This window comes from Agromyces terreus, from assembly GCF_009749465.1.
Classification (GTDB): Bacteria; Actinomycetota; Actinomycetes; order Actinomycetales; family Microbacteriaceae; genus Agromyces; species Agromyces terreus.
Map to the genome: position 1 here is coordinate 149,416 of NZ_WBIS01000005.1, position 14,767 is coordinate 164,182.

15 protein-coding genes are annotated in these 14,767 nt (G+C 71.6%); 4 read left to right on the top strand and 11 right to left on the bottom strand.

Translation table 11 applies throughout. The annotated features are described in order from the left end of the window. Nucleotide 1: 1 nt before the first annotated feature. The 3 genes from GQQ92_RS11810 to GQQ92_RS11820 are packed head-to-tail and all read right to left on the bottom strand — an operon-like array spanning nt 2 to nt 2,696. Nucleotides 2–988, bottom strand: a complete 987-nt coding sequence (locus tag GQQ92_RS11810) for a Gfo/Idh/MocA family protein (RefSeq protein WP_156999498.1) — start codon at nt 986–988, stop codon at nt 2–4. Further along, nucleotides 988–2,088 (bottom strand): DegT/DnrJ/EryC1/StrS family aminotransferase, encoded by a 1,101-nt coding sequence (locus GQQ92_RS11815; RefSeq protein ID WP_156999499.1) that lies wholly within the window; start codon nt 2,086–2,088, stop codon nt 988–990. Before GQQ92_RS11815 ends, GQQ92_RS11810 begins: the two co-directional genes overlap by 1 nt. Continuing rightward, the gene (locus GQQ92_RS11820; RefSeq protein ID WP_156999500.1) at nt 2,085–2,696 is read right to left on the bottom strand and encodes an acyltransferase; all 612 of its coding nucleotides are present in this window, start codon (nt 2,694–2,696) and stop codon (nt 2,085–2,087) included. The genes GQQ92_RS11815 and GQQ92_RS11820 overlap by 4 nt, the downstream gene beginning before the upstream one ends. A 73-nt stretch (nt 2,697–2,769) precedes the next feature. On the opposite strand from GQQ92_RS11820, the gene GQQ92_RS11825 reads away from it, so the two are divergent. Beyond that, a complete protein-coding gene (locus GQQ92_RS11825) occupies nt 2,770–3,471 on the top strand; it encodes a glycosyltransferase family 2 protein (protein WP_156999501.1) in 702 nt (233 codons plus the stop codon). Nucleotides 3,472–3,474: 3 nt separating this feature from the next. After that, the gene (locus tag GQQ92_RS11830) at nt 3,475–3,894 is read left to right on the top strand and encodes a DUF2304 domain-containing protein (RefSeq protein WP_156999502.1); all 420 of its coding nucleotides are present in this window, start codon (nt 3,475–3,477) and stop codon (nt 3,892–3,894) included. A 21-nt stretch (nt 3,895–3,915) separates the two neighbouring features. Here the strand turns inward: GQQ92_RS11830 and GQQ92_RS11835 are convergent, their stop codons facing one another. Genes GQQ92_RS11835 through GQQ92_RS11850 form a run of 4 tightly spaced genes read right to left on the bottom strand, consistent with a single transcriptional unit; the run spans nt 3,916 to nt 8,682 of the window. Continuing rightward, the gene (locus GQQ92_RS11835) at nt 3,916–5,877 is read right to left on the bottom strand and encodes a DUF6541 family protein (RefSeq protein WP_156999503.1); all 1,962 of its coding nucleotides are present in this window, start codon (nt 5,875–5,877) and stop codon (nt 3,916–3,918) included. After that, nucleotides 5,874–6,860, bottom strand: a complete 987-nt coding sequence (gene galE / locus GQQ92_RS11840) for a UDP-glucose 4-epimerase GalE (RefSeq protein ID WP_156999504.1) — start codon at nt 6,858–6,860, stop codon at nt 5,874–5,876. The genes GQQ92_RS11835 and galE overlap by 4 nt, the downstream gene beginning before the upstream one ends. 41 nt (nt 6,861–6,901) lie before the next feature. Beyond that, nucleotides 6,902–7,735, bottom strand: coding sequence for a glycosyltransferase (locus tag GQQ92_RS11845; RefSeq protein WP_308206772.1), 834 nt, complete (start codon nt 7,733–7,735; stop codon nt 6,902–6,904). Further along, nucleotides 7,735–8,682 carry a glycosyltransferase gene (locus GQQ92_RS11850; protein ID WP_156999505.1) on the bottom strand — a complete coding sequence of 316 codons (948 nt, stop codon included), beginning with the start codon at nt 8,680–8,682 and terminating at the stop codon, nt 7,735–7,737. Before GQQ92_RS11850 ends, GQQ92_RS11845 begins: the two co-directional genes overlap by 1 nt. Before the next feature lie 143 nt (nt 8,683–8,825). On the opposite strand from GQQ92_RS11850, the gene GQQ92_RS11855 reads away from it, so the two are divergent. Continuing rightward, nucleotides 8,826–9,968 carry a glycosyltransferase gene (locus tag GQQ92_RS11855; protein WP_156999506.1) on the top strand — a complete coding sequence of 381 codons (1,143 nt, stop codon included), beginning with the start codon at nt 8,826–8,828 and terminating at the stop codon, nt 9,966–9,968. Nucleotides 9,969–10,084: 116 nt separating this feature from the next. Here GQQ92_RS11855 and GQQ92_RS11860 read toward each other — a convergent pair whose 3' ends face one another. The 3 genes from GQQ92_RS11860 to GQQ92_RS11870 form a co-directional block, all read right to left on the bottom strand. Continuing rightward, the gene (locus GQQ92_RS11860; protein ID WP_156999507.1) at nt 10,085–11,458 is read right to left on the bottom strand and encodes an LCP family protein; all 1,374 of its coding nucleotides are present in this window, start codon (nt 11,456–11,458) and stop codon (nt 10,085–10,087) included. After that, nucleotides 11,455–11,922 carry a 5-(carboxyamino)imidazole ribonucleotide mutase gene (gene purE, locus GQQ92_RS11865; protein ID WP_197738234.1) on the bottom strand — a complete coding sequence of 156 codons (468 nt, stop codon included), beginning with the start codon at nt 11,920–11,922 and terminating at the stop codon, nt 11,455–11,457. Before purE ends, GQQ92_RS11860 begins: the two co-directional genes overlap by 4 nt. A 118-nt stretch (nt 11,923–12,040) precedes the next feature. Further along, nucleotides 12,041–13,171 carry a 5-(carboxyamino)imidazole ribonucleotide synthase gene (locus GQQ92_RS11870; RefSeq protein ID WP_269149177.1) on the bottom strand — a complete coding sequence of 377 codons (1,131 nt, stop codon included), beginning with the start codon at nt 13,169–13,171 and terminating at the stop codon, nt 12,041–12,043. 110 nt (nt 13,172–13,281) lie between these two features. Here GQQ92_RS11870 and GQQ92_RS11875 point away from each other — a divergent pair, with 110 nt between their 5' ends. Next, entirely contained in the window at nt 13,282–13,863 is a 582-nt protein-coding gene (locus tag GQQ92_RS11875; protein WP_232057664.1) for a GtrA family protein, read from the top strand. Here the strand turns inward: GQQ92_RS11875 and GQQ92_RS11880 are convergent. Next, a complete protein-coding gene (locus GQQ92_RS11880; RefSeq protein WP_156999509.1) occupies nt 13,845–14,666 on the bottom strand; it encodes a DarT ssDNA thymidine ADP-ribosyltransferase family protein in 822 nt (273 codons plus the stop codon). The two genes, GQQ92_RS11875 and GQQ92_RS11880, sit on opposite strands and share 19 nt — an antisense overlap. Between the last annotated feature and the right edge of the window lie 101 nt (nt 14,667–14,767).

Below are 14,767 nucleotides of genomic sequence, written 5' to 3' on the forward strand. Positions count from 1 at the left end.
GTCAGAACTCGACGACCGCGCCGGTCGCGGCGGAGGTGATGACGCCCTCGACCACCACGAGGGTGCGCAGCCCCTCCTCCATGGTGACGACATCGTGACGCTCGCCGAGCACCGCGTCGCGGAACGCCTCGTGCTCCACGCGGAGCGGCTCGCGCTTGGCGAACGCGAAGCGCGTCATGTCGCCCTCGCTGACGCCGCGGAAGGCCGAGACGGCCTCCCACTCGGTCGCGACGGTGCCGTTGCGGAAGAGCGTGAGGTCGCCGGTGGAGGTGTCGGCGACGAACGCGCCGTGCTCGCCGGTGACGATCGTGACGCGTTCCTTCATGGGGCTCAGCCAGTTGACCACGTGGTTGACGAGCACGCCGTTCTGCAGCCGACCGGTCGCGAGCACCATGTCCTCGAACTCGCGCCCGCTCTTGTGCAGGGTCTGCGCCGAGATCGAGGCGTACTCGCTCTGCGCGACCCACGCCGTGAGGTCGATGTCGTGCGAGCCCAGGTCTTTCACGACGCCGACGTCGGCGATGCGCGACGGGAACGGCCCCTGACGGCGGGTCGTGATCTGGTAGACCTCGCCGAGGTCGCCCGCGGCGATGCGCCGGCGCAGCTCCTGCAGCGCGGGGTTGAAGCGCTCGATGTGGCCGACCGCGCCGACGAGCCCTCGGCTCGCGAACGCCTCGGTCATCTCGCGGCCCTGATCGACGGTCTGCGCGATCGGCTTCTCGACGAGCGTGTGCACGCCGGCGTCGGCGAGCTTCATCGCCGCGTCGTAGTGGAACCGGGTCGGGATCGCGACGACCGCGAGATCGAGGCCGACGGCGATCATCGACTCGACGTCGGGCAGCACCTCGAGATCGCCGGCGACGCCGTGCGGATCGCCGCCGGGGTCGGCGATGGCCACGAGCTCGACGCCCGAGATCTCGCGAAGGACGCGCGCGTGGTGCCGGCCCATCATGCCGACGCCGATGAGGCCGGCGCGCAGGTCGCCCATCAGGCGCCCGCCCCTGCGACGGCGTTCACGGCGGCGACGATGCGCTCGAGGTCTGCGCCGGAGAGCGACGGATGCACCGGAAGCGACACGACCTCGCCGGCGGCGCGCTCGGTCTCGGCGAGGTGCAGTCCGGGTGCGAAGCGCTCGAGCGACGCGAGTCGGTGGTTCGGCACCGGGTAGTAGACGCCGCTGCCGACCGCGTGCTCGTTCTTGAGCGCGGCCACGAAGCCGTCGCGGTCCTCGGGCACGCGCACGGTGTACTGGTGGTACACGTGCACCGCGCCGTCGGCGACGGGCGGGACGACGACCCCGCGCAGCTCGCGGTCGAAGAAGGCGGCGTTCGCACGGCGGGTCTCGGTCCAGGCGCCGACCTTCGTCAGCTGGACCCGGCCGATGGCCGCGTGGATGTCGGTCATGCGGGCGTTGAAGCCGACGACCTCGTTCTGGTACTGCGCCTCCATGCCCTGGTTGCGCAGCAGCTTGACGTTGCGGACCATCTCGGGCGTCTCGCACGAGACCATGCCGCCCTCGCCGCTCGTCATGTTCTTCGTCGGGTAGAGGCTGAACATCGCGAAGCGCCCGAACGTGCCGACCTTGCGCCCGCCCAGCGAGGCGCCGTGCGCCTGCGCCGCGTCTTCGAACAGCGCGAGCCCGTGCCGGTCGGCGACGGCCTGCAGTTCGGCCATGTGCGCGGGGTGCCCGTAGAGGTGCACGGGCATGATCGCCTTGGTGCGCTCGGTGACGGCCGCCTCAACGGATGCCGGGTCGAGTGTGAACTGGTCGGGCTCGATGTCGGCGAACACCGGGGTCGCGCCGGTGAGCGCGACGGAGTTCGCGGTCGCGGCGAAGGTGAACGACGGAACGATCACCTCGTCGCCGGGGCCGATGCCGGCGGCGAGCAGGCCGAGGTGGAGGCCGGACGTGCCCGAGTTGACGGCGACCGACTCGCGGCCGTCGACCAGCACCTCGGCGAACTCGCGCTCGAATGCGGCGACCTCGGGGCCCTGCGCCACCATGCCCGACCGGAGCACCCGGTCGACCGCGGCACGCTCGTCATCGCCGATGATCGGCTTGGCGGGCGGGATGAACGACTCAGTCATGCGTTCTCACTCATCTCTCTCAAGGCCCCTTCGGCCTCGACGTACTCTGCGCCCGTGGCCGGGCAGCGCCAGATCTCTCCGTCGGCGACCAGGCGCTGCCCGGCCCTGCCGACCCACCCGATGCGTCGCGCGGGCACACCGGCCATGAGCGCGAAGTCGGGGACGTCCTTCGTCACGACCGCGCCGGCCGCGATCGTCGACCATGCGCCGATCGTCACGGGCGCCACGCAGACCGCACGCGCGCCGACGGAGGCGCCGGTGCGGATGGTGACGCCGACCGGCTCCCAGTCGTGCGCGCTCTTGAGCGTTCCGTCGGGATTCACGGCGCGCGGGTACGTGTCGTTCGTGAGCACGACCGCCGGCCCGATGAACACGCCGTCAGCGAGCACGGCGGGCTCGTACACGAGCGCGTAGTTCTGCACCTTGCAGTTGTCGCCGAGCTGCACCCCGGTGCCGATGTACGCGCCGCGGCCGATCACGCAGTTCTCGCCGAGCACGGCGTTCTCACGCACCTGGGCGAGATGCCAGACCGAGCTGCCGTCGCCGATGGTCGCTTCTGACGAGACGTCTGCCGATTCGACGATGCGGGCGCTCGAAGATGATGACAATGCTGGGCTCCTTGTGCCGTCCGGGCGATCGCGGCTGCGCAGACAGCCTACCTTGTTCTGCAAGAATGGCCTGATGGACAGCCACGCCCAGGTCGACCCTCGGAGGCACTCCGGCGACACCTGGATCGTGATCCCCCTCTACAACGAGGGCAGCGTCATCGCGCGGGTCGTCGCCGAGCTGCGCGAGCATTTCGAGCACATCGTCTGCGTCGACGACGGCAGCACCGACGGCTCCGCCGACGCCGCCGAGGCCGCCGGGGCCCGCCTCATCCGGCATCCGGTCAATCTCGGTCAGGGAGCGGCCCTGCAGACGGGCTTCGACTACGTCGTGAAGCAGCCCGGCGCACGGTATCTCGTCACGTTCGACGCCGACGGCCAGCACCGCATCGAAGACGCCATGCTCATGCTCGACCTCGCGAAGCACGACGACGTCGCGATCGTCTTCGGGTCCCGGTTCCTCGACGACCGCACGAATCCGGGCGTGCTGAAGAAGATCGTGCTGCAGACGGCCGTCTGGGTGACGAACAAGACCACCGGGCTCCACCTCACCGACGCGCACAACGGACTGCGCGTGATCCGCACCGACGCGGCCGCGCAGATCCACCTCGAGCAGGACCGCATGGCGCACGCCTCCGAGATCGTGATGAAGCTCGGGCGCACGAAGCTCCCGTGGCGCGAGTTCCCCGTCGAGGTGCTGTACACCGACTACTCGAAGGCGAAGGGGCAGTCCCTGTTGAACTCCGTCAACATCCTCGTCGACCTGCTGGTGAGGTGACCCATGTGGATCCAGATCCTCCTCGTCGTCGGCGTCATCCTCATCGGGTTCTTCCTCGCCCGACCGGCCGGCGGCGACAGCCACCTCGCCCTTCGCCGGCTCTTCATGGCGGCGTTCGTCGCCGTCGCCATCCTGTCGATCCTGTTCCCGCAGTGGCTCAGCTGGTTCGCGAACCTCATCGGCGTCGGCCGAGGCGCCGACCTCATGCTCTACGCGCTCATCCTGGCGTTCCTGGTGTTCGTCGCGACGACGTACCGGCGCAACGTCCAGGTGAACCACCGCATCACGCTGCTCGCACGTGAGATCGCGCTCGCCCGCGCCGACGCCGAAGACGCCCGCGCCGCGATCATCGCCCACGAGGCCGAGTCGTCGGATGCCGCAGATGAGCGCCCTGCGGCCGACCGCATCGAGCGCGAGGACTGATCTCCGCCGACGCCCGACGGGTCAGTCGCAGGCCGTGATGCGGTAGAGCACGGCGTCGCCCTCGCGGTCGACCTCCTCGGCCACGCCCGCCTCCTCGAGGTGGCGAAGTCCTCGGTACGGTGTCGCGCCGTCGATGCGGATGCCGGTCTCGCCGGAGTCCTGGAAGTAACTGCCGAAGTCGAGCACGTGCGTCACCCCCGCCGATCGGACCGCCTCGCAGACGGCCGGGTCGTCGAGGGCGTCGTTCAGGTGCTCGTTGATGATCGCCGCCTCGGGGAACACGTACGAGTTGAAGTGCGGGTTCAGCATGCGCCGCCCGGTCAGGGCGTACGCGAACGCCGCACCCGTCCACGGGTTGCCGGCGATGACCGCGTCTTCGGCGACGTGCTCGGGGATGCGCTCGATGAGGGCGCGCTCGCTCCCCGAGAGGATCGGGGCGTCCTCGGCGTCGGTGTAGGTGCGGGCCGTCCAGGCGAGCTGCGCCCCCATGGCCGGGCTGAGCTGCGTGGCGAGCACCAGCACGACGAGGCCGCCCGCGCCGAGCGATCGGGCACCGCGCGAGCTCGGGACGAGCCGCAGCCTGGGCAGCGCGAAGCGCTGCACCAGCCGCCAGAGGAAGAGGGCGCCGAAGACCGCCATCGGGACGGCGGCGATGACGAGCAGCGAGCTCAATCGGGGCGGGTCGCGGTAGAACACGCCGACGACCCACGCCCGCAGCTTCCACGACGGGCCGGCCGCCGCGACGACGAAGAGCACGACCGTCACGGCCCAGGTCGCGACGAACCAGAGCTTCTCGCGCCGGCGGATGAGGTCGATGACGCCGAGCAGGGCGAGCGAGCCCGCGACGACGGACGGGATCGCCCCGTCGAACCCCTGGAAGACGGATTCGACGAGGGCCCAGAGCGGGTTCGTGTACGTGGGCCACGGCGAGTTCGCGCCGATGCGCCCGAACCAGATCCAGACGGCCGCGAACGCCACGAGCCCGAGGCCGAGCAGGACCCACCACACCGCCTGCCGGCGGCCGGGGACCGATCGGATCGCGGGGATCGCACGCCAGATGACGAGCGGCAGGACCATCGCCGCCCAGGCGAAGGCCGCGGCGGGCTGCGCGAAGGCGATGCCCACCAGGATGACCGCGAGCAGGATGCTGCGGAACACGATGCCGCGGCTCCGCCAGGCCCGCTCCTGGCCGAGCGAGAACGCGAAGGCGAGGGCGCCGGGGAGGAGCGCGAGGGCGAGGGCGTACGGGTACAGCACGCCGAACGTCAGCATCATCAGGGGGAAGGCCGGGAACGCGGCTGCCATGACGCCGACCGCGAGGGTGGCGGAGAGGCTCCTCGGCAGCAGCGAACGCATCAGGAGGAGGCATCCGGACGGCCAGACCAGGGCCGCCACGACGACGCTGACCGCATTGACCGACACGGGGATCGTGCCGATGCCGGTCGCGGCGACGAGCGAGGTCACCGCGTGCCATCCTGCCGGGTAGAACGCGTGCGCCCCCTCGGGCAGCACGAGCCCCTGGATGTCGAACGACGACGCGCTGCCGGTGTCGAGGATGTAGCGGACGCCGTTGAGGTGGAAGAAGGCGTCGAAGGTCTGCGAGATGCGGTCGGGGGCGCCGAGCCCGATCACGAGCTGGGTGCCGATGATCACCGCCGCGATCGCGAGCGACACGAACGTCCAGATGCTGACGGGCGGCTCGGTCCGGGGCAGGCGAGCGGCACGGCGGCGCACGAGCTGGCCGGCCACACCCACCGGCACGGAGACGACCACGAGGGCCGCCGCGATCGGGAGCGGCGCCCACTCGATGCCGAGTCGGCCGTAGACGATCGCGAGGACCGAGAGGAAGGCGACCGTGATCGCCGGGGCCACGGCCCAGAGCGTGAACCGGCGCGCCCCGGCGGCGAAGCCGAGCGCGAACCCCGGGCCGAACATCACGGCCGCCGCCATCAGGAGCGGCGGGACGAACTCGAGCCAGCTCATGCGGTCTGCGCGTCGCGGTGTTCGGCGGCGCGCCAGGCGGAGGCGACCATCTCGTCGAGCGATCGGGTTGCGGTCCAGCCGAGCTCCGCCTCGATGCGGGACGCGTCGGCCACGACGGCGGCCGGGTCGCCGGGCCGCGCGGGTTCGATGCGCGGCTCGAGGTCGATGCCCGACACGGCGCGGAGGCGCGCGAGCACCTCGAGCACGCTCGCGCCCGTTCCGGTGCCGACGTTGTAGACCCGCGCCCGCGCCGGGCCCTGCTCGGCCGCGAGCGAGTCGAGCGCGGCGAGGTGCGCCTCGGCGAGATCGAGGACGTGGATGTAGTCGCGGATGCCGGTGCCGTCGGGCGTCTCGAAGCCGTCGCCGTAGACGAGCGGCGCGAGTCCCCGTCGGACACGGTCGATCGCGATCGTCACGAGGTTGAGCGGCAGCGGATCGCCGAGGTCGTCCCAGCCGGCCCCGGCGACGTTGAAGTAGCGGAGCGAGACGGCGTCGATGCCGTGGGCGACGACGGCGTCGCGCACGAGCCACTCGCCGATGAGCTTCGACTCGCCGTAGGGGTTGATGGGCAGCGTCGGCGTCGATTCGTCGACCTTCGGGTTCGCCGGCGTGCCGTACACCGCGGCGGAGGAGGAGAAGACGAGGCGGCGCACGCCCGTGTCGGCCGCCGCGCCGACGACCGCGGCCAGCCCGCCGACGTTGTCGCGGAAGTACCGCTCGGGCACGGCCACCGACTCGGCCGCCTGCTTGCGCGCGGCGAGGTGCACGATGCCGGTGACGCCGTGCTCGCGGATGCACGCGGCGAGCGCGCTCCTGGCGTCGTCGCCGGCGAGGTCGATCGTCGCATGGTCGGCGCCCGAGAGGCGCGAGGCGTCGCCGCTGGAGAGGTCGTCGACGACCACGACCTCGTCACCGCGTTCGATCAGCGACCGGACGACATGCGCGCCGATGTACCCGGCGCCGCCGGTGATGAGAATGGACACGGCTGACAGTTTACGTGCGCGACCCGGGTGCGCCGGGCCGACTACGCCTTCGCCCGGTCGCCGGCGATCAGCCGCCGGTAGGCGACCTTGCGCACGGGCTCCGGCACGAACCGGTACACGCCGCGGACGGTCACGTTGCGCACGTACTGGCCCCTGGTGGTGAAGCGGATGCCGCGGAGTGCGCGCTGCAGCGCGAGCTCGCTGCGCCACTGGGCGCGGCCCCCACGGCGGGCGTAGGCCCCCGCACCGACCCGGTACATGACGAGGGGCTCGGCGAGGTTGCCGACCGACGCGCCGCCGGCGATCATGCGCGCGAACAGCCAGTAGTCCTCCATGAGGCCCATCGCCTGGTAGCCGCCGACGCGGTCGACGACGGTGCGCCGGTACACCACCGTGGGGTGGCTGAACGGATCGTGGAACCGGGCGTACGAGGCGATGTCCGCGGCATCCGTGCGCGGCACGCGCTTGCCGACGATGGAGCCGTCGTCGTCGAGGAACTCGAGCATGCCGGTGCCCACCAGGTCGAGGCCGCCCTCGACGAGGGGCACCTGCTTGGCGAAGCGCTCGGGCAGCGAGATGTCGTCGGCGTCCATGCGGGCGACGATGTCGTGGTCGCTGAGCGCGAGGCCCTCGGTGAGCGCCCGGGTGAGGCCCACGTTCTCGGGCAGCACGTGGTGCACGACCCGGACCTCGGATGCCGTGACGGCGGCGTCGATCGCCGCTGCGAGGTCGTCGCCGACCGGGCCGTCCTGCACGAGCACGACCTGTTCGGGACGTCGCGTCTGCTGGGTGACGCTCGAGGTGAACGCCTTGGTGAAGTGCGCTGCGTCGTCGCCGCGGTAGACGGGCATGAGCAGCGCGAACGGCTCCGCCATCAGCCCTCCACCGCGCGCACGGCCTCGCTGACCTCGCCGAGCCCCGCGAGCGATGCGCCGTTGGGGCGCGGCCGGGTGCGGGTGCCGTCGCGGTAGCCGCGGTTCCATCCGTCGCGGAGCACCGCGCGGTCGGAGGAGCGGAGGAAGGTCCTGATCCACCTGCGGATGCTGGAACCGCCGTAGACGAGCTTCTCGAAGCCCGACAGGCTCTGCGAGCGACGGAACATCCAGAGCTTGTTGCGGACCTCGTAGTAGAAGCGCGGCCCGGGGTCGGCATCCGTCGAGCCGAGCACCTTCGTCTTGTGCACGACCACGGAGGCCGGCACATGCAGGCCCCGCCGCCCGCGCAGCACGCGCGTCGAGTACTCGAAGTCGTCGTTCCAGATGAAGTAGTCGGCGATGGGCAGTCCGACCCGGCGCACGACGTCGGCGCGCACGAGCATCGACACGAACGAGGTGCTGCGCACCGCGATGCCGCCCGCTCGCGCCGCGGCGACGCGTTCGGCCTTGCCGACGAAGGGCTTGGGGCGCGGCGTGTTCATGGGGTGCTCGGTGCCGTCGGTCCAGATCACCCGGGAGCCGGCGGCGACGACGTCGGTGCCGGCGACCGCCTCGAGGAGCGCCTCGAGCGCACCCTCGGTGGGCACGGTGTCGTCGTCCATGAGCCAGAGCCAGTCGGGGTCGTGGCGGTCGAGGGCCACGGCCATGCCGGCGGCGAACCCGCCGGCCCCGCCCGTGTTGCGCGAGAGGGTCACGAGGTCGACGAGCGCTCCGGCGGCCCGGGCGACCTCGGCGGTGTCGTCGGTCGAGGCGTTGTCGACGACGACGACCCTGGCGACCGGGGTGAGCTGGGCGCCGAGCGCGTCGAGCACCTCGACGAGCAGGTCTCGGCGGTTATAGGCGACGACGACGGCCACGACGCGCGCGTTCTGCCGGTTCGGACTCATGTGACTCTCTGGGATTCGGGGATGACATTCCATCTTGCCCTGCCGGCACGCGCCGTGCCGACCATGGGCACCGCTTCCCGTCGGATTCGCAGGGGTGCGACGGGTAGATTTGCAGGGTTGCCACCCGCCGACGAAGGAGCTGCATGGCCACCACCCTCCGGATGATCGTCGATCAGGTGATCGCGCCCGTTCCCGGCCCGCTCGGCGTCTACACGCAAGCGCTCACCTCGGCACTGATCGCGAACGCGCCGACCGGATGCCACGTCGAGGGCATCGTCTCCTCGCCGTCCGTCGCCGAGGTCGAACGCATCGACGCGCTCTTCCCGGGCATGGCCGGGCTCTACAAGACGTCGCTCGCGCGCCGCGAGCTCACGGCCGCCTGGCAGCTCGGGCTCACCACCTCCCCCGGCGGCGGCATGATCCACGCCCCGAGCCTGTTCGCGCCGCTCCGTCGGCACGATCGCTCGGTGAGCGGCGACCAGGTCGTCGTGACCGTCCACGACCTCTCGCCGTGGCTGCATCCCGAGTCGCTCCCGCCGTCGCAGGTGGCGTGGTCGAAGTCGATGCTGAAGCGCGCCCGCAAGCACGCCGACGCGATCGTCGTGCCGACGCACGCGCTCGCCGAGCGCCTCGGCGAGCTGGCCCGCCTCGACGACCGCGTGCGCGTGATCGGCACCGCGCCCCGGCCGGGTCTCGCCCGCCCGTCGTCGCTCGAATCCTCGCTGCGCGCGACCCGCCTCGGCCTCCCGTCGCAGTACCTGGTGACGAGCGGCACGCTCGAGCCGCGCAGGGGCGTCATCGACCTGCTCGAGGCGCTCGGCCGCCCCGGCGTGCCCGAGATCCCGCTCGTCGTGCTCGGCCCGTCGACGTGGGGCGAGGTGCATCTCGCGAACGTCGCCGAGGAGTCGGGGGTCGACCCCCGCCTGGTGCGGGCGATCGAGTGCGACGACCCGATCGACCTCGCGGTGGTGCTGTCCGGCGCGACCGCATGCGTCGCGCCCGCACACGACGACGCCCCGGCGACCGGGCTCATCGAGGCGTTCAGCCTCGGCGTTCCGGTCATCCACTCCGACACGGCCACTCATCTCGAGGTCGCGGCCGAGTCCGGCATCTCCGTCACGGTCGGCTCCGGCGGTTACGCCGACCGGCTCGCGGCCGCGGTCACCTCCGTGGTCGAGCAGCCCGCGGTGGCCGAGCGCCTCTCGGTGACCTCGACCGACCGCGCCCGCGCGTTCAGCTGGCGCGACTCGGCCGAACGCGTCTGGCAGCTGCACGCCGACCTCTGAGCCCGCTCGAACCGTGGCATCCGCCCCTCGGGGGCCGGTGGGACGCTCACCGCTGAGGCTCGGCGCGGATGCCCGGCGCTGACTCGCCGCGACCGCGCGACGCACGTCCGGCCCGGTCAGCCCTCTTCGGGCTCGGCCGTCACCGGCGTGAGGGCCTCGTCGATGAGCTGGCGCACGTAGTCGTAGTCGGGGTCCTCGGCCGAGTCGACGCCGTTGTCGGGCGTCAGCGGCACGGTGATGATCGGCAGGTCCTTCGTCTTCATGCCGAGGTCGACGAAGTACCCGAGCATCGACTGCGGGATGTCGGTCTTCACCGTGTCGGCTCCGGCCGCCGCGATGCCCTGGAACTTCGTCAGCACGGTCGCGGGCGTGAACTGCTGCAGGATCGCCGCCTCGAGGTTGTGCTGGCGCTGCATGCGCTCGTAGTCGCCGCCCGCGACGCCGTAGCGCGCCCGGCCGTACCAGAGCGCGTGGTAGCCGTCGAGGTGCTGCTGGCCGGGCTCGATCCATCCGTCGACGCCGTTGTTGTCCTCGTCGCCGCCGATGGGGATGCGCGTCTCGACGTTGATGTCGATGCCGCCGAGCGCGTCGATGAGCTGCTCGAAGCCCTGCATGTCGATGAGCACGTAGTACTGGACCGTGAGGCCCGTGATGCCCTCGACGGCGTCGCGCATGCCCTCGATGCCGGGCTCGCTGCCCTGCGACACGGCGTCGGGGTACATCTCGGGCGACTTGAGCTCGACCTCGGTGTAGATGGAGTTGAGCTGGCAGACGTCGACCTCGCAGCCGTCGATCGCGCCGTAGCCCTCGGGGTACACCTGGTACAGCGGCGAGTCCTCGGGGAACGGCACGTCGACGAAGTCGCGCGGCAGGCCGATCGTGACCGCCTGGCCGGTGTCGGCGTCGATGCTCACGAGGCTCATGCTGTCGGGGCGCATGCCCTCGCGGTCGGGGCCGGAGTCGCCGCCGAGCAGGAGGATGTTGTAGCGGCCGTCGACCGGCGGCTGGCTCGGACCGGCCACGAACACCGACGACAGGAACCCGCTCGCGGTGGTCGCGACGTACGCCCCGTACGCGGCCGTGCCCGAGACGAACACCATGACGGCGATCGACAGCAGCGCCACCCAGGGTCGCGCGGTGGGCGCGGTCTTCACGAGCCGCACGAGCCGCAGGGTGTCGAGCGTGAGCACGACCCAGAGCACGGCGTAGAACACGAGCAGCGCGGCGAGCACCCAGAGCGCGATGCTGTTCGAGACGATCGAGTAGAGCACCGTGGGCCAGAGGAGCCACGTCACGAGGGCGAGCACGGCCAGCGTCCAGAGCGTCAGCGTCGCGCCCAGGCCGAACCGGCCGAGGCGACGGTCGCCGGTGAGCACCTGCACCGAGCCCGGGATGAGCAGGTTCAACCCGACGAGCCACCAGGCACGACGGGTCATGACCGTGCGCGAGGCGGCATCGGGGTACCGGATCGGGCTTGCGGCGAGGGTCATCGGGTCGACTTCAACCGTTCGTTCTTCTCTTCGACGAGGTCGGCGAGGGCTGCGGCGTACTCGGCGAGCGCGTCGGAGAGCGCGGGGTCGGATGCCCCGAGCACGCGCACCGCGTAGAGACCGGCGTTCTTCGCCCCGCCGATGGCCATGGTCGCGACCGGGATGCCGCCGGGCATCTGCACGATCGAGAGCAGCGAATCGAGCCCGTCGAGGCGCGCCAGCGGCACGGGAACGCCCACCACGGGCAGGGTCGTGACCGAGGCGAGCATGCCGGGCAGGTGCGCGGCGCCGCCGGCGCCCGCGATGATGACCTTGATGCCGCGCGCGGCCGCCTGCTGGCCGTAGGCGATCATCTTCTCGGGGGTGCGGTGCGCCGAGAGCACCTCGACCTCGTGCGCGACGCCGAATTCGTCGAGCACGGCGGATGCCTCGCGCATCACGTTCCAGTCGGAGTCGGAACCCATCACGACGCCCACGAGCGGGCCGGTTGCTGCAGTCACCCGACGATCTTAGGATGCCCGGCTGGCAGATCGCCGCAGGGCGCGCACGGGCCGCCCGACCCGTCCGCCGACGGCGTGCGCGTCAGTCCTGGAACTGCGCCGCGGCGGCGCGCGCCTCGTAGACGACCTGGTCGAGGTCGTCGCCGACGACCGTGACGTGGCCGACCTTGCGCCCGGGGCGGGGCGCCTTGCCGTAATTGTGCAGCTTCGCCGTCGGGTGCTCGGCGAGGGCGCGCTCGTAGCGGTCGGCGAGGGATCCCTCGGCGGGGCCGCCGAGCACGTTGACCATGACCGACCAGTCGGCGTGCGTGCCGGTGCCGCCGAGCGGCAGGTCGAGCACGGCCCGCAGGTGCTGCTCGAACTGTCCGGTGGTGGAGCCGTCCATCGACCAGTGCCCGCTGTTGTGCGGGCGCATCGCGAGTTCGTTGACGAGGATGCGCTCGTCGGTGGTCTCGAAGAGCTCGACCGCCATGACGCCGGTGACGCCGAGCCCGTCGGCGACCGCGAAGGCGATCTCGGCGGCGACGTCGGACATGCGGCCGGCCGAGTGGGGCGCCGGGGCGATGACCTCGCTGCAGACGCCGCCGACCTGCACGGTCTCGACGAGCGGCCACGCGACGGTCTCACCGGAGGGACGCCGGGCGACCATCTGCGCGAGCTCGCGCCGGAAGTCGACGAGCTCCTCGACGAGCAGGGCTCCGCCGCGGCCGTCTTCGGCGACGGTCGCGAACCACTCGTGCACCTCGGCCGCGCTGCGGACCACGCGCACGCCCTTGCCGTCGTAGCCGCCGCGCGGCGTCTTCACGACCGCCCGGCCGCCGTGCGCCTCGATGAAGGCGTCGAGCTCGCCCGCGTCCTCGACCCGGGCCCAGTCGGGCACGGGGAGTCCGAGCTCGGAGAGGCGCTCGCGCATGAGCAGCTTGTCCTGCGCGAAGCGCAGCGGATCGGGGCCTGGATGCACAGCGACGCCGGCGTCGACGAGGCCGCGCAGCACGTCTTGGGGCACGTGCTCGTGGTCGAACGTGATCACGTCGACCTCGCGCGCGAACGCGAGCACGGTCTCGAGGTCGGTGTAGTCGCCCACCCGGTCGGCGGCGATGGCCGCTGACATGCCCTCGGACTCGGCGAGCACTCGGATGTCGATGCCGAGTTCGATGGCCGCGGGGATCATCATCCGGGCGAGCTGTCCGCCGCCGATCACTCCGACTCGCACGCGGTCGCTCCTTCTGATCACGATCGATTCGGCCCGTGGGCCGGGCCTGGCCGCAGGCGCGGCGATGACCCGTTCAGTCTAGGCGGCATCCGACGGCATAGGATGTGCCGGTGTCCAGCCGAACGACGAGCGAACCCCGGTCGGGCGGACCCCTCGCACGCGCCTGGGACGGCCTGCTCGCCTATGCGCTGAAGTTCGGCGTCGTCGGCCTCATCGGCCTCGTGATCGACGTGGTGCTCTTCAATCTGCTGCGCCTCGGCGTCTTCGGCGACGACCACTGGGCGCAGTCGGCGATCGGCGCGAAGACCATCTCGACGACGGTCGCGATCGTGTTCAACTGGCTCGGCAACCGGTACTGGACGTTCCGCAACCACCGCAGGCGCAATTACCTGCGCGAGTTCGGCGAGTACGTCGTCGTCTCGATCGGCGGCATGCTCATCGCCCTCGGCTGCCTGTGGATCAGCCACCACTGGCTCGGCTACACGAGCCTCGTGGCCGACAACATCGCCACGAACGTGGTCGGACTCGCGCTCGGCACGGCGTTCCGGTTCGTGCTCTACCGCTACTGGGTGTTCGGACACCACCGCTCCGACGGGCTGTCGAACCTCGCGAGGGTCGAGGAGGCGCAGCGCACCCTCTTCGAGGAACCGGGCGAGGCGGATGCCCCGACCGATCAGTCCTCGACGGCCTGACCGCCCGCGGGCTGGAACCACGGCGGGTACACGGCGACGCGCGTCGCGAGCCCGACGGCGTCGAGCGCCGACTTGACGCGGTCGCGCACGCGGTCGTTCGCGACGGCGATGAGGCGCACGCGCTCGACCGGCAGGCACTCGCGCACCAGGAACTCCGCGGCGAGCAGCTGCGCGCCCTCGTCGTCGCGGTGCAGGCGACGCAGCGAACGGAGCACGTCGGACCACTCGGTCGCCGAGACCGAGCCGAGGGCGGCGACATCCTTCTCGGTGATCGCGACCGCGCCGACGGTCTCGGTGCGGGCTCCGACGGCCGCGGCGATGTCGGTCACGAACAGCACGTGGTCGGATGCCGGGCGGGAGACGGCCTCGGCGGCGAGACGGGGATCGGGCGAGCCCGTGCGCAGCGCCTCCCAGAAGTGCGCGTCGGTCGAGAGGAGGAACGGCACGTAGTCGGCGACGACCTGCTCGGTGCCCTCGACGGGGGCGGAGCGGCGGAACTCCCGGGCGGCGGGGGCGGCCACGTCGACCTCGGGCGTCGCGCCCGCGGCATCCGCGAGGATCGCGCCCTCGCCGAGGATCGACGCGAGGTTCTCGATGTGCGTCACGTGGTAGATGCGCACCGTCTTCGGGTCGACCGGCGCGAGCTCGGCCTGCACGCCGCCGCGGGTGCCGGCCACGCGGGCCGGCGCGCGACGCGTGCGCGTGACCGTGCCGCCGATGCCGATCGACGAACGCGGCGTGCGCACGGCGGCGACCGCCGGCTTGGGTGCGGGCTCGGGCGGAGGAAAGCACGTGGCGCACATTCCAGCTTCGAAACCGTGCCTGCATTCGTCCACGGGAAACCTCCATAGGTCCGCTCGCGCTCGGGGGCGCGCGAGTCAGACGTTCTACGTTACGCCCCGAA